The organism is Lysinibacillus sp. NPDC097287 (assembly GCF_044761695.1).
Classification (GTDB): Bacteria; Bacillota; Bacilli; order Bacillales_A; family Planococcaceae; genus Lysinibacillus.
Genome location: NZ_JBIWCX010000010.1, coordinates 118,575 through 137,817, shown reverse-complemented (window position 1 = coordinate 137,817; position 19,243 = coordinate 118,575). Strand labels below are relative to the sequence as shown.

Below are 19,243 nucleotides of genomic sequence, written 5' to 3'. Positions count from 1 at the left end.
GCATCTCCCCCCTATTTATATTTAATCCGCGGATCAATCACCGTATACAATAAATCCACAAATAAGTTAATCATAATGAACATAAAGGCGATGACCAAAATCCCAGACTGTATAACTGGGTAATCACGGAAGCCAATCGCTTCGTAAATATAGCGACCAATACCTGGCCAACTGAAAATCGTTTCAGTTAAAATTGCACCGCCAAGTAGTAAGCCTGTTTGTAAACCAATAATCGTTAACACTGGAATGACTGCATTTTTCAGTGCATGCTTGTACACAACTACAAACATTTTTTGTCCTTTGGCACGAGCCGTACGCACATAATCCGAACGCATAACTTCAAGCATAGACGAACGTGTCATACGTGCAATAATAGCCATCGGAATTGTGGCAAGCGCCATCCCTGGCAACACTAATCTTTTTAACACTTCGGTAAATTGATCGAAACGTCCTTGAATCAGCGTGTCAATCAAATAAAAGTGTGTAATAGGGGTGATCGGATCTCGCACATTCTCTCTCCCAGACGTTGGAAACCAATCAAGCTTAATGCTAAAAGCCCACTGCTCCATTAAGCCTAGCCAGAATACCGGTACCGAAACGCCAATTAAAGCAATAACCATCGCCGTATAATCAAACCATGAATTTTGGAACCATGCTGAAATAATTCCTGCGTTAACACCTATAATAATTGCGATAATCATTGCAAATAATGCAAGCTCTGCAGTTGCAGCCAAATACGGAAAAATTTCCTCTGATACAGGAAGTTTCGTCCGTAACGAAACACCTAAATCCCCCTGTAGAATACCGCCTAAGTAGCTGAAATATTGGGTATACCATGGTTGATCTAATCCTAAACTTGCGTTCAATGCTTCAACCGCTTCTTTCGTTGCCTGTTGTCCTAAAATAACTTGTGCCGGATTACCAGGAATCGCACGAATAAGCATGAAAACGATGAAAGACATTCCAAGCAAAACTGGGATTAATTGTAGTAAGCGTCTTCCCAAATAGTGAAGCATATTCTTCACCTCTCCATTATTTTCATAGTTGTACTCTTGCTAAGGAATGCATGAAAGTCTACCCATTTACTTTAGAAAAATTTGCTCTTCACTAAATGGTAGTCGTTTACGTGTTTGTTCTTTCATACAGAAAAACAGGTTGTGACAATCATAATTGTCACAACCCGTTTCTGCAGCAATAGGCAAAGTCCCTAGCTGCAAAAGCTTGTTATGTCACTATGAAGTCAGTGACACTTACCAAATTCTCTCTCGTGAATTTGCACCCAGAGGCTTTATCTTCATTTAAACTTACTTAAAATAAATGGCATCTAAACGGTCAGAACCTGTTGGGTGTGCAATGTAGTTTTGTAATTCTGCACCTGCTGCTAAAATTGGAGTTGAGTGTGCTAGCGGAACCCACGGTGCATCAGCAAAGATAATTTCTTGCGCTTGTTTGTATAGTGCACTACGTTTTTCTTGATCAATTTCAGTTTGTGCAGCTACAAGTACTTTGTGTAATTCTTGGTTATCGTAGTACGTATAGTTATTAGAACCGATATTATCTCCATCTAATAATGTATAAATGAAGTTATCTGCGTCTCCATTATCACCTGTCCATCCAAGTAAGAACGCATCAGCTTCCCCATTTTCAGCCTTTTCTAAATAAGTAGCCCACTCAAATGTTACAATTTTAGATGGCATACCTATATCAGCTAAATTCTTTTGAATTGCTTCGGCTATTTTTTGACCATCTGGCATGTACGGACGCGGTACAGGCATAGCCCATAGCTCGATTTCTTTACCATCATAGCCTGCTTCAGCTAGTAGCGCTTTTGCTTTTTCAGGATCGTATTCATAGCCTGGAATATCATCATTGTAACCACTGATTACAGGTGGCATTGGATTTTTCGCAGGCTCAGCTAACCCCTCATAAAATGCATCTACTAAAGCTTGTTTATCAATTGCATGATTCACTGCTTGACGGACTTTCACATTATCAAACGGTGCACGTGTAACTGTTAAACCTAGGTAACCAACGTTCATCGATGGACGTTCAATTAACTGTAATTTGTCATTTGATTCAATCGACTTTTTATCAGATGGACTTAAACCATCCGCCACATCAATTTCACCTGCGTTCAGTGCGTTTAAGCGAGCAGAGTTATCTGGAATTGAACGATAGATTACTTTCTCTAATTTCGGTAAACCATCGATATAATAATCTGGATTTTTTTCGATTGTAATAGAATCATTACGCTTCCAATCAACAAATTTGAATGGACCTGTCCCTACTGGATTAGTAGATAATCCTTCTTCATCCGCTTCAAACGCTGTTGGTGAAGCGATTGCAAATGGTGACATTGCTAAATTTTGCAAGAATGGTGCTTGTGGTTGGCTAAGTTTGAACACAACAGTAGAATCACCTTCAGCTGTTACTGATTCAATTACTTGCTTATCACCTACAACAAATTGAGAGCTATAATAAGGATGCTTTTCTCCCCCATTCTTCCAACGCTCGAAGTTTTTCACAACTGCTTCTGCATTAAAGTCAGTACCATCATGGAATTTCACACCTTCTTGTAATTGGAAAGTGTATGTTAAGGCGTCCTCTGACGGCTCCCAAGATTTCGCTAACCCTGGTTGAATAGTTACATCTTTCTCACCAAAGTTAACAAGTGTGTCATATAAATTTGCTGTTACTGTAAATGATTCACCATCAGTTACTACAGCTGGGTCAAGTGCCACTGAGTCACCGCCACGGCCATATACTAATTCTGTTTTTCCGCTACTAGTAGCCGTATCGCCACCTGTTGAAGTATCTTTAGAACCTGTATCCTTGTTATCTGAGCCACCACAAGCAGCTAAGATTGTTGAGAGAACAAGGATTAGCATTATGCCTAGTGACCAAAGCTTCTTTTTCTTCATTCAATTTCCCCCTAAATGTTTTATATCATTTAATGCTGCAATTCATCGTAGAGATGGCAAGCAACATAATGACCCGGCTTTACTTCTTGCATTTTCGGTACAACACTGGAACACTCTTCCTTCTTAAAAGGACACCTTGTGTGAAATGCACAACCGCTTGGCGGATTTGATGCACTTGGAATGTCTCCAGATATAATAAGCTGCTCACGTTCAAACGCTGGGTCTGGTACGGGAACAGAAGATAATAATGCTTGCGTGTACGGATGTAGTGGCTCTGCATACAAATCTTCGCTTGCTGTTAACTCTACTAATTTACCTAAATACATGACGCCCACTCGATTACTAATATGGCGGACAACCCCTAAATCATGCGAGATAAAAATATATGTGAGTTTTAAATCTTTTTGCAGCGTTTGCATTAAGTTTAAAACTTGTGCTTGTATAGATACGTCAAGAGCTGAAACTGGTTCGTCTGCAATGATTAAACGTGGATTGGTCATAAGCGCTCTGGCAATTCCGATACGCTGTCTTTGCCCACCACTGAATTGATGCGGATAGCGTTTGATGTGGTATTCGTTTAAACCAACAATTTGAAGAAGCTCTAATACTTTTTTCTTTCGTTCTGCAGCCTTCCCCATCCCATGTACAATTAGCGGTTCTTCTAAAATTTTGCCTATGGTATGTCGCGGATTTAACGATGCATAAGGGTCCTGGAAAATCATTTGAATATCACGACGAGCTTTACGCATTTCATCGTTTGATAATTCAGAAATCTTTTTACCTGCAAATTCTATATTCCCCGCTGTCGGCTCTAGTAAACGCATGAGTAAACGGCCTGCAGTTGATTTACCGCAACCAGACTCACCCACAATGCCAAGTGTTTCTCCCTCAAATACGTCAAAGGAAATATTATCGACCGCTTTAACATCCCCTACCTGCTTATTTAAAACTCCTTTACGGATTGGAAAATACTTTTTTAAGCCTTCAACTTTCAATAGCACATTCGACAAGTTCAGACACCTCCTGTTCAGCCAGCAAAAAACATCTGGATTTATGGTGCTCAGATACTGTATATAGAGGCGGTGTTTCCTTCGTACAACGCTCCATCGCAAATTCACAGCGCTCCGCAAAACGACAACCTACTTTAATGCTTCCTGGTTTCGGCACTGTACCGGGAATTGAATATAATGACTCCTTTTTAAAACGCATATCTGGTACTGATTTAATAAGCCCTTGCGTATATGGATGCAGGGGCTTATTAAAAATTTCATTGACCGGTGCTTCCTCTACAATCTGTCCAGCATACATAACGATGACACGTTCACAAGTTTCCGCAACGACTCCTAAGTCATGTGTAATCAGTAAAACAGCCGTGTTCAGACGTTTATTTACGTCTTTCATAAGCTGTAAAATTTGCGCTTGGATCGTAACATCTAGTGCTGTTGTTGGCTCATCTGCAATTAACACTTTGGGTTCACAAACAAGAGCCATAGCAATCATGACACGCTGGCGCATTCCACCTGACAATTGATGGGGATAATCTTTAAGTAATTCATCTGCTCGTGGCAAACCTACTAGTTTCATAATTTCTACTGCACGAGCGAATGCCTTTTTTTTCGACCATTTTGGATGATGAATTAAAATTGCTTCTTTTAGTTGATTGCCGATCGTAAACAGCGGGTTCAAGGATGTCATTGGCTCTTGGAAAATCATCGCCACATCTTTCCCTCGAATTTTTTGCATTTGTTTATCTGTTAATTTCGCCAAATTTTTTCCGCCTAATAAAATTTGTCCACCAGTGATTTTCCCAGGAGGTGATGGGATTAGCCCCATAATCGATAAGGACGTCACACTTTTCCCACTGCCCGATTCCCCTACAATTCCTAAAATTTCTCCTTCATGAACAGAAAAATCGATATGATCAACGGCAGGAATTTGTCCATCATCTGTGAAAAAGGTTGTCTCTAAACCTATTATTTCTAACAGCTTATTTCGCATGCGCAACCGCTCCGTCCTACCTATTTTTTACTTATTTTATAATTTATTTAATATAATACACTGAATGTTATCAATTTCACCATTTTCAGATAATTCTAACTAATTCTCTTCTCTCTTTCAACCTTTATTTTTCTACAATAAACGAATTATTTCTACATATTTTTGTTCACCCTGATCTATTTCATGATAATTGAATCTTCTTGTCGAATGGTTTGAACTTCTATTGGGAAAAAAATAGCCTTCTATTCATGTGCTGAATAGAAGGCTATTTTACATATATCGAATGCTATTAATTTTTCATTTTCGGATCGAGTGCATCACGAAGACCGTCACCCATTAAGTTAAAACCAAGTACTGTTAGCATAATTGCTAGACCTGGGAATATCATTGTCCACGGAGCATTCAATAAATAAATACGCGCATCCGCTAACATTTTGCCCCATTCCGGTGCCGGGGCTTGTGCACCAAGCCCAAGGAAACCAAGTGCTGCTGCTTCAATAATAGCTGTAGCAATTGCAAGTGTTCCCTGCACGACTACTGGTGTCATCGAGTTCGGTAAAATATGAGAAAATAATATCCGCATATCCTTCATACCAATCGCTTTTGCCGCTGTTATATATTCCTCTTCTTTAATGCTCAACACTTTCGAACGAATGAGTCGCCCAAAGTTTGGTACGTTAATAATTGCTATAGCAATTAATGCATTTTGTAATGATGGACCAAGCACAGCTACTACAGCGATTGCTAGTAAAATACTTGGGAATGCTAGCATAATATCAAAAATACGTGAAATAATCGTATCCACCCATTTACCATAATAACCAGCCACAATACCAAGTACACTACCAACGATTACAGATAAGATAACTGAGAAGAATCCTACCCAAAGTGAAATTCGTGCACCATGTACGACACGTGAGAAAATATCTCGACCGAAGTCATCTGTCCCAAACCAGTGATCTGCTGAAGGAGCTAGTAAACGCTTCGATAAATTCTGCTCATTAATTCCTTGTGGTGCAAGTAGCGGACCAAATATAGCAAGGATAATGAAGAAAATAACAATCCCTGTACCAAGAAGGGCAACTTTACTTTTCTTAAAGCTTCGCCATCCCTCCATCCAAGGGCCGGCTGCACGATCTTGTTGAACTTTTTCTGTATTTGTTCGTGTTGCTTCAGACATAATGAATCATCCCTCCTACTTATATTTAATCCTAGGGTCAATCACTGTATACAGTAGGTCGACGATTAAGTTAATCATGATGAAGATAAAGGCGACAACTAGTATTCCTGATTGAATTACTGGATAGTCACGGTAACCAATTGCTTCGTATATGTAACGACCAATCCCTGGCCAACTGAAGATTGTCTCCGTAAGAATTGCACCACCAAGTAATAACCCCATTTGTAAGCCGATAACTGTTAATACTGGAATAATGGCATTTTTCAGTGCGTGCTTATATACAACGACAAACATTTTTTGTCCTTTTGCACGTGCTGTTCGTACATAATCAGAACGCATTACTTCTAACATGGATGATCGAGTCATACGTGCAATAATAGCCATTGGAATGGTTGCAAGGGCTAGCCCCGGTAATACTAAACGTCGTAACACTTCAATAAATTGATCGAAGCGACCTTGAATCAATGTATCTATTAAATAGAAATGTGTAATGGCTGTAATCGGATCACGCACATCTTCACGTCCTGATGTTGGGAACCAGCCCAAGTTAATACTGAATATCCATTGCTCCATTAAACCTAACCAGAACACTGGAACAGATACACCGATTAAAGCGATTACCATCGCTGTATAGTCAAACCAAGAATTTTGGAACCATGCTGAGATAATACCGGCATTAACACCGATAACAACCGCAATAATCATCGCAAAAATTGCAAGCTCTGCAGTTGCTGCTAAATAAGGGAAAATCTCAGTAGATACAGGCACTTTCGTACGAAGCGAAACGCCTAAATCCCCCTGCAAAACCCCACCTAAATAGCTGAAGTACTGTGTATACCATGGATTATCTAATCCTAAACTTGCGCGCAACGCTTCAACCGCTTCTTTCGTCGCCTGTTGTCCTAAAATAACTTGTGCAGGGTCTCCAGGAATCGCACGAATTAACATGAATACGATAAAAGACATTCCGAGCAAAACTGGGATTAATTGTAGTAAACGTTTCCCGATATAGTGAAGCATTTTCTTCACCTCTCCATTAATTTCATGTTGCCTTACATTAGTCTTCAAAACACCATTCGGAAAATACATTCTTCAAACACGTTTCAGTGTATTTGATTTAGTAACGTTTTCACGCTACTAAATGAAGATAAAATTGCTGTATAAAGGTTCAGCCTTCACTAAACGGTTACCTTACTTTAATACAGGAAAAAAGGGGAGGCAGAATTCCCTCCCCTCTTCTTTAACAATAGTGAACTAGCATTTTCATACTTGCATCACTTTCTTTAATTATTTCACTTCAACATTTGCTAATTTATCTGTACCTGTTGGGTGAGCGATGTAGTTTTTAACGTTCGCATCAGCACCAATGATTGAAGTTGAGTGAGCAATGTTTACCCAAGGAGCATCTTCTTTGATAATTACTTGTGCTTGTTTGTAAAGTTCATTACGTTTGTTTGCATCAACTTCTGTTTGTGCCGCTACTAATAATTTGTGTAATTCTTGGTTGTCATAGTAAGAATAGTTGTTAGAGCCAATATTATCTCCATCTAAAAGTGTGTAGATGAAGTTATCTGCATCACCGTTATCACCTGTCCAGCCAAGTAAAAACGCATCTGCTTCACCGTTTTCAGCTTTTTCGATGTAAGTTGCCCACTCGAAAGTAACGATTTTAGATGGCATACCAACGTCAGCTAAGTTCTTTTGAATAGCTTCTGCAATTTTTTGTCCATCAGGCATGTATGGACGAGATACTGGCATAGCCCATAACTCGATTTCTTTACCGTCATAACCAGCCTCTGCTAGTAATGCTTTTGCTTTTTCTGGGTCGTAGTTGTAACCTTCAATATCATCATTGTAACCATTGATTATTGGAGGCATTGGATTTTTCGCTACTTCCGCATATCCTTCGAAGAATGCATCTACGATTGTTTGCTTATCAATTGCATAATTTACTGCTTGGCGTACTTTTACGTTATCGAAAGGAGCACGATTTGCAGTTAAGCCAAGGTAACCAATGTTCATAGATGGACGCTCTACTAATTGTAAATCTGCGTTTGCTTCAAGCGTTGCACCATCAGCTGGGCTTAAACCTTCAGCAATGTCAATTTCGTCTGCGTTTAAAGCATTTAGACGAGCAGAGTTATCTGGAATTGAACGATAAACTACTTTATCTAATTTCGGAAGACCCGCGATACGGTATTCAGCGTTTTTCTCAAGTGTTACTGAGTCATTACGCTTCCATTCAACAAATTTGAATGCTCCAGTACCTACTGGGCTTTCAGAAAGTTTATCATCATCTGCTTCAAATACAGCTGGAGAAGCAATTGCAAATGCAGTCATTGCAAGGTTTTGAAGGAATGGCGCTTGTGGTTGGCTAAGTTTAATGGCTACTGTGTAATCACCTTCAGCTGTTACTGATTCAATTACTTGCTTATCACCAACTACAAATTGTGAGCTATAGTACGAAAATTTATCGCCACCTTTTTTCCAACGCTCAAAGTTTTTCACGACAGCTTCAGCATTGAAGTCAGTACCATCATGGAATTTTACGCCTTCTTCAAGTTGGAACGTATATGTTAATCCATCTTCAGAAGGTTCCCAAGTTTTTGCTAAACCTGGGTTGATTGTTACGTCTTTTTCACCGAAGTTTACAAGTGTTTCGTAAACGTTTGTTGTTACTTTAAATGATTCACCATCAGTTGCTACGGCTGGGTCAAGTGTCACTGAGTCACCACCACGTCCGTAAACTAAAATGTTTGGATCGTTAGCCCCTTTACTATCTGAACCTGAACCTTCTTTTTTATCTTCGCCGCCACAAGCTGCTAAGACAGTAGAAAGAACAAGTACTAGCATTAGTCCTAATGACCAGAATTTTTTGTTCTTCACAGAAATCCCTCCAACTACTTTGTTTTATCATCAACGTTACTTGTCATCATATAAATGACATGCAACTGAATGACCTGGTTTAATTTCTCTTAGAGTAGGCGTCACTTGTGTACACTTCTCTGTTTTAAATGGACATCTCGTATGGAATGCACAACCACTTGGTGGATTTGAGGCACTCGGGATATCACCTGTTAGTAAAATCTGTTCTCGCTCAAACGCTGGGTCTGGCACGGGAACGGAAGATAATAACGCTTGGGTATATGGGTGAAGCGGCTCTGCATATAAATCTTCACTGACAGAAAGCTCGACTATTTTCCCTAAATACATAACACCTACGCGGTCACTAATATGGCGAACAACACCAAGGTCATGCGCGATGAAAATGTACGTAAGTTTTAAATCCTCTTGCAATTTTTGCATCAAGTTTAATACTTGTGCTTGAATGGATACGTCTAGTGCTGAAACTGGTTCATCCGCAATAACGAGACGCGGATTTGTCATTAGTGCACGAGCAATCCCGACACGTTGACGTTGACCACCACTAAATTGATGCGGATAACGGCTTGCATGATAATCACTCAAGCCTACAATATTTAAATATTCAAGCACTTTTTTACGGCGTTCTTGCTTATTGCCAATACCATGCACGATTAATGGCTCTTCTAAAATTTTGCCAATCGTATGTCGCGGATTTAGTGAAGCGTATGGATCTTGGAATACCATTTGTATATCACGACGCGCTTTACGCATTTCACTCGTAGATAACTCTGAAATAACTTTACCTTCAAATTCGATATGACCTTCAGTCGGTTCCAGTAAACGCATAAGTAAACGTCCTGTAGTAGATTTACCACAACCAGATTCCCCTACAATCCCTAACGTTTCCCCTTCATATACATTAAAAGAAACGTCATCAACCGCTTTGACATCGCCTACATGTTTGTTGAACATACCTTGTCTAATCGGGAAGTATTTTTTTAATCCTTCAACTTTCAATATCACTTTACTCATTGTGTCTTGCCCTCCTTACCATCCATCAGGAAGCAACGTGTTTTATGTGTCTCAGATGTTTGATAAAGCGGCGGGTTCTCTTTAAGACATCTATCTGTTGCAAACTCACAACGTGCAGCAAAACGACATCCTACTTTAATAGAGCCTGGTTTTGGTACATTTCCTTGGATAGAGTACAGTGAATCTTTTTTATAGCGCATATCCGGTACAGACTTTATAAGCCCTTGTGTGTACGGATGTTGCGGATTATTGAAAATATCCTCAACTGTTGCTTCTTCTACAACTTTTCCTGCGTACATTACGATTACTCGTTGGCATGTTTCTGCAACAACACCTAAGTCATGTGTAATCAGAAGAACAGCTGTATTTAGACGCTTGTTCAAATCTCTCATCAAATGTAATATTTGTGCTTGAATCGTTACGTCGAGTGCTGTTGTTGGTTCATCCGCAATTAACACTTTAGGGTCACAAACAAGTGCCATCGCAATCATGACACGTTGACGCATTCCACCTGATAATTGGTGAGGGTAATCATTTAATAAATCTTCAGCTCGTGGTAATCCAACAAGCTTTACAATTTCAACTGCACGTTCACGCGCTTGCTTTTTCGTCCACTTCTTATTATGTATAAGAATCGCTTCCATCAGCTGGTTACCCACTGTGAATAAAGGGTTTAAAGAAGTCATCGGCTCTTGGAAAATCATCGCAACATCTTTACCGCGTACAGAGCGCATTTCTTTGTCTGATAACTTTGCTAAATCTTTACCTTCCAATAGAATTTGACCACCTGTAATTTTCCCTGGTGGGCTCGGTACTAATCCCATAATAGATAATGACGTTACACTTTTACCGCATCCTGATTCACCTACGATGCCAAGAATTTCACCTTCATGCACTGAAAAATCAATATTATCGACGGCAGGAATTTGTCCATCATCTGTAAAAAAGGTCGTTTCCAAACCTTTTATCTTTAATAGCTCCTTACGCTTACTCAAATCATTTCACTCCTACCAAAATCTTAATCATTTACACCTCAACTTCACTTTTGCACAAAAATATCTGTACTATCCGATTGAGGCATTAACATTATTCAAATAAGTGTTAAAACACTATTAAGTAATAGTTAAAAACAGTATGTATCCCACCACCTAGAAGAAAGTGGAGAATTCTACTAACAAATTGTTATTGTTATAATATACTAACAATTCTATAAAAACAATTTTCTGAATATTAGAATCTTTATACCCGAATATCATTTTCATTAATATTGTTTTTTACGTTTGTTTTTCACTCGCTTAAACTCTCTTTACTTTCATGATTTTTTTGTTTTTTTTCCAAAAAGGTACTTTTACTCAAAAATAAAAGCACCCACTTTATAGTGAGTGCTTTTATTTATCAATCTAAATGCTGAACTTGGAATAAATTGTAGTAAGTTCCTTGCTGTTTCATTAACTGGTCGTGTGTACCTTCTTCTACTAATTGTCCATGATCAATAACAATGATTTTATCTGCATGTGTAATAGTAGAAAGTCGGTGCGCAATAATAATCGTTGTACGCTCGTGTGCCAGTTTTTCAAGTGATTCTTGAATTAGTGCTTCACTTTCTAAATCTAGCGCTGATGTTGCTTCATCTAATACTAAAATCGGTGGATTTTTAAGGAACACGCGTGCAATTGCAACGCGTTGCTTTTGACCTCCCGATAGCTTCACACCACGTTCGCCGACTTTTGTATTGTAACCATCTGGCAATCCCATTATGAATTCATGTGCATTCGCTGCTTTTGCCGCAGCAATCACTTCTTCATCTGATGCTCCAGGTTTCCCCATTAAAATATTTTCTTTTACTGAATCGCTAAACAAAATATTATCTTGTAACACGATGCCAATTTGAGAACGTAATGAGTGTATTGTCACATCTCGCACATCATGCCCGTCGATTAACACAGTTCCATTTGTCGCATCATAAAAGCGTGGAATTAAACTAATTATTGTAGATTTTCCGCCACCGCTCATCCCGACAAATGCTACCGTCTCTCCTGGCTTAATGGTAAAGTTAATATCTTTTAAAATTTTCGAGCCATCTTCTTCATATTGGAATTCAACATTTTGGAAGCGTACTTCTCCATTAACACGTGGTAAATCGAGTGCACCTTCTTTATTTTGCACTTCATACGGCTCATCGATTAACTCAAACATACGATCCATTGATGCAATCGATTGCGTCAATGTCGTAGAAGAACTTACTAATCGGCGAAGTGGCCCATAAAGTCGCTCAATATATGCGATGAAGGCAACCATCGTTCCGACAGATAAATCATCATTGATCACTTGGTAGCCTGCATAGGCAATGACTAGTAGAGGCGCAACATCTGTGATCGTATTGACCACTGCAAATGACTTTGCATTCCATTTTGTCTGGTCAAGTGCCTTCTCTAAAAACTCGCCATTTGCTTCATCAAATATTTTTTGCTCATGCTTTTCAAGCGTAAAGCTTTTAATAATACTCATTCCGGCTACACGCTCATGCAAATAACTTTGTACACCAGCAAGTGCCTGTGAACGTTTTCGTGTTAAATCACGTAACTTACCAAAGAAAAATTTCACACTAAACGCATAGAACGGGAAGGCGATTAAAGCGACTAATGTTAGTTTGACATCCATCATAAGCATAATAGCGATCGCAATAACTATAGTTGCAAGGTCTAACCAAACATTCATTAAACCAGTCATAACAAAGTTTTTCGTCTGTTCAACATCATTAATGACACGAGAAATGACTTCGCCGGCTCTCGTATTTGCATAATACTTCAAGCTAAGACGCTGCAAATGCGCATAAATTTCCTTACGAATATCAAACAGCACCTTGTTACTCACGTGCTGTGCAAAGTATTGACGATAATACTCGATTGGTGGACGAATGATAAAGAACACAATAATCGTACCACCTAGCCAGTAAAACAGCTGTTTTGTTTTTTCCACATCCGTTAAATCGTTTGCTCCAATAATATCATCCAAAACAATTTTAATTAGCAACGGAATAAATAACGGAATTGCGAATTTCACAATACCAATTAACACAGTTAAAATAATTTCCCAAGTATATGGTTTTACAAAGCGCATGTAACGTTTTATACTACCCAACTTTTCATCACATCCTCTAAAAAAAGAAACAGACATTCTTATATGAATGCCCTTACGTATTATAGCAATATTTCGTAAACAGTACAGTAAATGAATCCTAGGCGCAAACTATTTGTTAGGCCCTCCATGTTGAGTTCTTGTCGGACATGTTTTCAAATTTATCGCCCTATTATCTATATTTATCACCCAACTTTTCTAATTTATCGAACGCATTTCTGATTTTAATGTCCCTAACAATAAAAAAACACCTGCAAATAACAGGTGCTACTCACTATCGTCAGCTTGCATATCAAGCTGGAATTTATAACGATTTGTCCACGCATCAATAAAATCCGGTGCAAATGGTCCTCTTTTTTGTTGAATCCAGCTAATCAATTTCTCGACATTGCGCTTTAAAATTTTATCAATAACTTCAGGGTAAGACATTTCTTTACGATGCTGTTCATATTCATCTTCATCAAGAAGTGAATACGACATATCCGGGAAAACCTTAATGTCTAAGTCATAGTCAATGTATTTAATCGCATTATTATCGAAAACAAATGGTGAGCTTAGATTGCAATAATAATACACACCGTCTTCACGTAGCATGCAAATGATGTTAAACCAGTGCTCCGCATGGAAATAGCAAATAGAAGGCTCTCTCGTTAGCCAAGTACGACCATCGGATTCTGTCACAAGTGTACGTTCATTCGCACCAATAACGATATTTTTCGTTCCCTTTAATACCATCGTTTCTTGCCATACACGGTGGATACGGCCATTGTGCTTGTAACTATGTATTTGTATCGTTTCTCCTTCTACTGGTATTGCCATTTTTGAAGCCCACCTTTTCCTCTATGCTACCTAAAATCTAGCAGTCTCAAGTATATTATAGCAACCCGTCCAAGAAACGTGTAGTTAGAAAACCATAAATTTCATTTGGTTATTTCCTTGAGGTGCAAATATACGTTGAACCGTAGCAATTTTCATCATAAAAGCGTTTTATTTGGAAATAATTTTACATCCAAATAAAATAAAAAAACTGCCACATGCTATCATATAGATTTCATGGACAGTCTTTTCTTCGGTAAACTTAATGGGTTCGCATCAAAATACGATCATTTACAAACCAAAATTATTTGTTATTGTTTTGGTTTTTCTTTGCAAATTGACCTGAAGCTTGAGACTTATTGGCCTCAGCTTTTTGATTTTGTTGCTGAACTTCAGCAAAATCTGTTTCAGAACCAAATTCCTCAACTTGACGTTGTTGATTGTTTTGTTTTTGGAAACCTTGGTTTTGGTTGTTGTTTTGATTTCGTTTCATATTAAATTCACCTCCACGCTCATTATTGTGTACAGAGGTGATTGTTTTTATGCGGACGAATTTTATTATTTTAACGAATTCCAAATTTTCAGCATGGGAACTGGCATTGGTAGCTGTTCAATTTGCTCACGAGTAAACCATTGACCACTTAGCGATGGCTCACTTTGTATATAATAACTATTGACGTGCCAAGTTAGATGCGAAAACACATGCTTAAATGTTAGTAGTTCTTGTTGCTTGATTACTTGTACATTGTACGTTGTTTCAAGTGTAGAAAATGTATCCTCCACTTCTTGTTCAACCATGGGGAACTGCCACATATCAGCCAGTAAGCCACCTTCAGGACGTTGCTCCATTAAGATACGCCCTTCTGTATCCTCACAAACAAAAACATCATACTTTAAATGCTTCATCTTTATTTTTTTCGATTTCACCGGTAATTTTTCAGGCTCACCTTCGTTGTACGCCGTGCAATAGTCACGTACCGGGCATAATAAACACTTGGGCGACGTTGGCGTACAAATAAGTGCACCCAGCTCCATCAAACCTTGATTGAAAGAAGACGTATGCTTTGGATCAATCAGTTCCTCAACTGCCGCTTCAAAAATTTTCTTCGTCTTTGGCACAGCAATATCTTCATGAATATTTAGGACACGACTTAGAACACGCATAACATTCCCATCAACTGCATGTTCCGGCTTATCATAGGCAATACTTAAAATAGCACCAGCTGTATACGGACCGACACCTTTTAACTTTGATATTTCATGGCGATTATCCGGCACAATGCCGCCGTAATTTTCAAGTACCTCACGCACCCCCGCTTGTAGGTTGCGTGCACGGGAGTAATATCCAAGACCTTCCCAATGCTTTAATAAATATTCCTGCGGTGCTTCTGCTAGTAATTCAAGCGTCGGGAAGCTTTCCATAAAACGATTGTAGTATGGGATAACTGTATCGACACGTGTTTGTTGTAGCATCACTTCAGATACCCAAATTTTATAAGGATCTTTCGTATGGCGCCAAGGTAAATCTCTTTTTTCACTTTCAAACCATTCGACTAAAGCTTGTCGAAATTCTGTTACATATGGATAATTCACAGCTACCTCCAGTAATTTTCAGATGTAATTTACGCTAAAAAGGGTATACAATAAAGATATAGAAATGTAATCACATTACCATTATTGAAATATACATGTATGCAATGTGCACTCAATTAACTTGCATACTAGGAGTGGATACTTTTGGATTCAGGCACACATTTCGTTATGGGCATTGCCCTTGGAGGTCTAGCGCTTGCTGATCCTGTTGTCGCAAGTCACCCTATGACTTTTACAGCCGTTATGGCTGGTACTATTATTGGCTCACAAGCACCAGACGTAGACACTGTTTTAAAGTTTCGCAATAACGCTGTGTATATTCGCCATCATCGCGGAATTACACACTCATTACCCGCTGTTGCCTTATGGCCAATTTTAATTACAGCTGCTTTATCTTTTATTATTCAAGACGCAAATGTCCTTCATTTGTGGCTTTGGACATTTTTAGCCGTTGCCCTTCATGTCTTTGTTGATATTTTTAACGCTTACGGCACGCAGGCCATACGTCCTTTTTCGAGAAAATGGGTAGCACTTGGTGTCATTAACACCTTTGATCCTATTATTTTCACATTACACTGTCTTGGTATATTATTATGGGCATTTGGCGCAAACCCTGTGTGGACATTCAGTATCATGTATCTGATTATTATCGGCTACTATATTTTACGCTTTGCCTTACAAAGAGCAGTTAAACAGGCAGTACACCATACAATCCAAGATGAGGATTATGTCATTGTAGCACCTACAATGCGCTTCTTCCATTGGCGCATCGCCGCAAAGTCTAAAACACATTATTATGTCGGCCGTGCATACGGGCGTACCGTTAATATTTACGATAAATTTGAAATTAAACCGATGCCGAAAACGCCAGTCGTAGAAGCTGCGCTTAAAGACCCGAATCTAGATGCTTTCGTGTCCTTCTCACCGTTATATCGTTGGGAAATTTCCGAGCTTGAAAATGGTTTAACCGAAGTGCGTTTAATCGACCTTCGGTATCGTAGCGACAATCGCTATCCATTCGTTGCCGTTGCTCAATTAAACGATGACAACGAAATTATCACTTCGTATACAGGCTGGATTTTCACCGAAGATAAGCTCCAGAAAAAGCTTCAAATTGGCGCTAGTAATTAAACTCACATAACGAATAAAACCGGTATGTCTCATAATAAACAAGACACACCGGCTTTTTTTATTGCATCATGTCGTCACTCGCATCAAGCAAATGTGCGTATTTCGGATTGCGTCCTGCAAATTCGTGAAGCTTATCGCCATAGCTATTAATTAATTGGCGTACTAAGTTCTCTGTATAGTCAGCACCACGGTAGTTATAGCCCGCTTTGGCAGATGTCGACTCAAAATCGCTCCATAAAAGTTCAATCCAAACTTGCGCTCGTCCAGTAGACATTTGTGGATTTTTTACTAATAACTCAGCAGTTAACTTTTCTATTTTTTCTTGCATTTATTTTCCCGCCTTTATTGGTGATAATATTGAGACTGGCAATGCCTCTTGATATTTATCGCCACCTAAACGATGACCCCACGCAAAACGCCCTTTTAAATAATCAACTTGGAAATATTGGTTATCAGAGCCATCAATGCGATACATCTCTCCTTGCACAATCGTATCTAAGTCTACTAAATAAGCTGCTGCCATTAAAGCTTTACGCTCATATACGGCAAACTCATTAATGATGCCTAACTGTTCTGCTTTACGTGCTTTCTCTTTTAGCATCGCCACTTCTTCACGTAACTCATGTTCTGACATAGCTGCATAATTTTTTTCGTTCATTGTTCATTCCCCTTCTCTTCAATAAAACGATCTATCACTTCAACAGGAAACCCCTTTTGATAAAGTGCCTGCTTCGTTTTCATTTTCAACTCATAACCAGTATACTTCCCTGAATACTTTTTCCAAACTTTCTCGCCTTGTACATCGAGCATCTGTTGCCAGTCATCCTCGTCTTGTTCGAAAGTAATGCCTTGGAGTACTTCATCCACTATACCGAAAGAATAGCCTTTTCGCATTAGGAAGTCTTGAATTTTTTGCTTTACCTGCGAAGGTGTTTTATTCTTCCCTGAGCGGACTACTTTTTCTGCAAGTTGTGTAGCAAGCCTTACTTGTTCCTCATGACTAAACGTTTCAAGTACTTCATCTTGCAATGTTTTGTCGATCCCTTTTTTGATGAGATCCTGACGAATTGCACGAGGTCCTTTTTTCATCGTCGCCTTTTTCGTATCAAGAAGTGCCTTCGAATATACTTCATCATTTAAAAAACCGTATGATTTTAGTTTTTGCATCGCTTCTAAAATAACCGCTTCACCGAATTCCAAATCAAGCAGCTTTTTCTTTACCTCATGCTCACTCCGCATTTGATAAGAAAGGAAATTAAGTGCCTTATTGAAGGCTTTTCTAATTTCGTCCTCATAAGCAATTTCTTCTATATCATATGCTTCTAGTACTTTCCCTTTTGTTAACCCAAATTGAAGTAAAATCGCTTCGTCAACAGGAAAAGCGTACTCTTCGTTCAAATATATATTATAGCGTTCTGGATTGTTTTTTTGACGCGCAATTTTTGTGATAACACGCATATGGAAACACCCCTTTATCTACAACATTATAACATCTTTTTCTTTTTGCTCATCTTTATGTATAGTGTAGTTATATCGATTGGAAAAAGGAGGGATTTCTAATGAAAGTCGTTATTGCTGGCGGCACTGGCTTTGTCGGAAAAAAGCTTACTAAATACTTACAAGCTGATGGACACGAAATCGTTATTTTAACGCGTGCCACTTCAAAACATGAAAATGGTATCGACTATGTACAATGGTTGCAAGATGGCTCACGACCTGAAACAGAGCTTAGTGAGGTCGATGCATTTGTTAATTTAGCAGGCGTTTCACTAAATGATGGTCGGTGGACGAAAAAACAAAAAAAGGCCATTTATACAAGTCGGATGGATGCTACACTTGAAATAGTGCGTATAATGGAAGGACTTCAGAAGAAACCTAAAGTACTCGTAAATGCGAGTGCAGTAGGTATTTATCCGACCTCTACAATCAACACATATACGGAAAATTTTACGGATTACGCAACAGACTTTTTAGGTTCGACTGTTCATGATTGGGAACGCCATGCAAAACGCGCTGAAAACTTAGGTGTACGTGTTGCACTTGCTCGTTTTGGCGTAATTTTAGGAAGTGAAAGTGGTGCACTTCCATCCATGTTACTTCCATTTAAAATGTACGTCGGTGGTAAAGTTGGTTCAGGTGAACAATGGCTCTCCTGGATTCATGTTGATGATGCAGCGTGTGCTCTTTACTTTGCAATCACGAATGAGTCAATCAGTGGTCCATTTAATGTCACGGCACCGAACCCTGAGCGTATGAAAAAATTTGGTCAAACAATTGCTCACGTCATGAATCGTCCACATTGGATGCCTGTACCTAGTTTTGCGATGCAACTAGCACTCGGTGAACAAAGTATGCTCGTATTAGAAGGTCAGCATGTACTTCCGACAATATTAGAAAAACAAAATTTCGAATTTCAATTTCCACATTTAAAAGAAGCGCTGGAAGATTTGTTATAGGGTAAATCCTTCACCACAGTAGCGGTTTATGCCACGATTATAAAGTTTCTCCGCGGCTGCTGTGGGATTTCAGCACTCACTCCTTTTTTTCAGCAGGTCATTTAGATGGAATA

18 protein-coding genes are annotated in these 19,243 nt (G+C 39.0%); 2 read left to right on the top strand and 16 right to left on the bottom strand.

Annotation, left to right across the window (positions count from 1 at the left end; translation table 11 throughout):
• Positions 1–11: 11 nt before the first annotated feature.
• The 13 genes from ACIQ2D_RS14925 to mutY all read right to left on the bottom strand — a co-directional run bounded on the left by ACIQ2D_RS14925 (position 12) and on the right by mutY (position 15,543).
• Positions 12–1,016, bottom strand: coding sequence for an ABC transporter permease (locus ACIQ2D_RS14925; RefSeq protein ID WP_402865327.1), 1,005 nt, complete (start codon positions 1,014–1,016; stop codon positions 12–14).
• A gap of 288 nt (positions 1,017–1,304) precedes the next feature.
• The gene (locus tag ACIQ2D_RS14920; RefSeq protein ID WP_402865325.1) at positions 1,305–2,921 is read right to left on the bottom strand and encodes an ABC transporter substrate-binding protein; all 1,617 of its coding nucleotides are present in this window, start codon (positions 2,919–2,921) and stop codon (positions 1,305–1,307) included.
• Positions 2,922–2,950: 29 nt separating this feature from the next.
• Positions 2,951–3,931 carry an ABC transporter ATP-binding protein gene (locus ACIQ2D_RS14915; protein ID WP_402865324.1) on the bottom strand — a complete coding sequence of 327 codons (981 nt, stop codon included), beginning with the start codon at positions 3,929–3,931 and terminating at the stop codon, positions 2,951–2,953.
• The gene (locus ACIQ2D_RS14910; RefSeq protein ID WP_402865322.1) at positions 3,906–4,919 is read right to left on the bottom strand and encodes an ABC transporter ATP-binding protein; all 1,014 of its coding nucleotides are present in this window, start codon (positions 4,917–4,919) and stop codon (positions 3,906–3,908) included. Before ACIQ2D_RS14910 ends, ACIQ2D_RS14915 begins: the two co-directional genes overlap by 26 nt.
• 289 nt (positions 4,920–5,208) lie before the next feature.
• Positions 5,209–6,099, bottom strand: a complete 891-nt coding sequence (gene nikC, locus ACIQ2D_RS14905; RefSeq protein ID WP_402865320.1) for a nickel transporter permease — start codon at positions 6,097–6,099, stop codon at positions 5,209–5,211.
• 15 nt (positions 6,100–6,114) lie between these two features.
• The gene (locus ACIQ2D_RS14900; protein WP_402865318.1) at positions 6,115–7,119 is read right to left on the bottom strand and encodes an ABC transporter permease; all 1,005 of its coding nucleotides are present in this window, start codon (positions 7,117–7,119) and stop codon (positions 6,115–6,117) included.
• 267 nt (positions 7,120–7,386) lie between these two features.
• Positions 7,387–8,985, bottom strand: a complete 1,599-nt coding sequence (locus ACIQ2D_RS14895) for an ABC transporter substrate-binding protein (RefSeq protein WP_402865316.1) — start codon at positions 8,983–8,985, stop codon at positions 7,387–7,389.
• Positions 8,986–9,021: 36 nt separating this feature from the next.
• Complete coding sequence (locus ACIQ2D_RS14890) at positions 9,022–9,996, bottom strand: ABC transporter ATP-binding protein (protein WP_402865314.1); 975 nt, start codon at positions 9,994–9,996, stop codon at positions 9,022–9,024.
• Positions 9,993–10,991 (bottom strand): ABC transporter ATP-binding protein, encoded by a 999-nt coding sequence (locus ACIQ2D_RS14885; protein WP_402865312.1) that lies wholly within the window; start codon positions 10,989–10,991, stop codon positions 9,993–9,995. The genes ACIQ2D_RS14890 and ACIQ2D_RS14885 overlap by 4 nt, the downstream gene beginning before the upstream one ends.
• 400 nt (positions 10,992–11,391) lie before the next feature.
• Positions 11,392–13,137, bottom strand: coding sequence for an ABC transporter ATP-binding protein (locus tag ACIQ2D_RS14880; protein WP_402865310.1), 1,746 nt, complete (start codon positions 13,135–13,137; stop codon positions 11,392–11,394).
• Between the two features lie 264 nt (positions 13,138–13,401).
• Positions 13,402–13,953: a nucleoside tri-diphosphate phosphatase gene (ntdP, locus tag ACIQ2D_RS14875; protein ID WP_402865309.1), complete on the bottom strand. Its 552-nt coding sequence runs from the start codon at positions 13,951–13,953 to the stop codon at positions 13,402–13,404.
• Positions 13,954–14,254: 301 nt separating this feature from the next.
• Positions 14,255–14,443 carry a gamma-type small acid-soluble spore protein gene (locus ACIQ2D_RS14870; RefSeq protein ID WP_402865307.1) on the bottom strand — a complete coding sequence of 63 codons (189 nt, stop codon included), beginning with the start codon at positions 14,441–14,443 and terminating at the stop codon, positions 14,255–14,257.
• Between the two features lie 65 nt (positions 14,444–14,508).
• Positions 14,509–15,543, bottom strand: a complete 1,035-nt coding sequence (gene mutY, locus ACIQ2D_RS14865; RefSeq protein ID WP_402865305.1) for an A/G-specific adenine glycosylase — start codon at positions 15,541–15,543, stop codon at positions 14,509–14,511.
• Between the two features lie 144 nt (positions 15,544–15,687).
• Here mutY and ACIQ2D_RS14860 point away from each other — a divergent pair, with 144 nt between their 5' ends.
• Positions 15,688–16,674 carry a metal-dependent hydrolase gene (locus tag ACIQ2D_RS14860; protein WP_402865303.1) on the top strand — a complete coding sequence of 329 codons (987 nt, stop codon included), beginning with the start codon at positions 15,688–15,690 and terminating at the stop codon, positions 16,672–16,674.
• Between the two features lie 58 nt (positions 16,675–16,732).
• Here the strand turns inward: ACIQ2D_RS14860 and ACIQ2D_RS14855 are convergent, their stop codons facing one another.
• The 3 genes from ACIQ2D_RS14855 to recX are packed head-to-tail and all read right to left on the bottom strand — an operon-like array spanning position 16,733 to position 18,132.
• Positions 16,733–17,002 (bottom strand): YfhJ family protein, encoded by a 270-nt coding sequence (locus ACIQ2D_RS14855; RefSeq protein ID WP_402865301.1) that lies wholly within the window; start codon positions 17,000–17,002, stop codon positions 16,733–16,735.
• Positions 17,003–17,332 carry a YfhH family protein gene (locus tag ACIQ2D_RS14850; protein WP_402757245.1) on the bottom strand — a complete coding sequence of 110 codons (330 nt, stop codon included), beginning with the start codon at positions 17,330–17,332 and terminating at the stop codon, positions 17,003–17,005.
• Positions 17,329–18,132 carry a recombination regulator RecX gene (recX, locus tag ACIQ2D_RS14845; RefSeq protein WP_402865299.1) on the bottom strand — a complete coding sequence of 268 codons (804 nt, stop codon included), beginning with the start codon at positions 18,130–18,132 and terminating at the stop codon, positions 17,329–17,331. The genes ACIQ2D_RS14850 and recX overlap by 4 nt, the downstream gene beginning before the upstream one ends.
• A 101-nt stretch (positions 18,133–18,233) precedes the next feature.
• On the opposite strand from recX, the gene ACIQ2D_RS14840 reads away from it, so the two are divergent.
• On the top strand, positions 18,234–19,130 hold the full coding sequence (locus tag ACIQ2D_RS14840; protein WP_402865297.1) for a TIGR01777 family oxidoreductase: 897 nt from the start codon (positions 18,234–18,236) through the stop codon (positions 19,128–19,130).
• Positions 19,131–19,243: the final 113 nt, after the last annotated feature.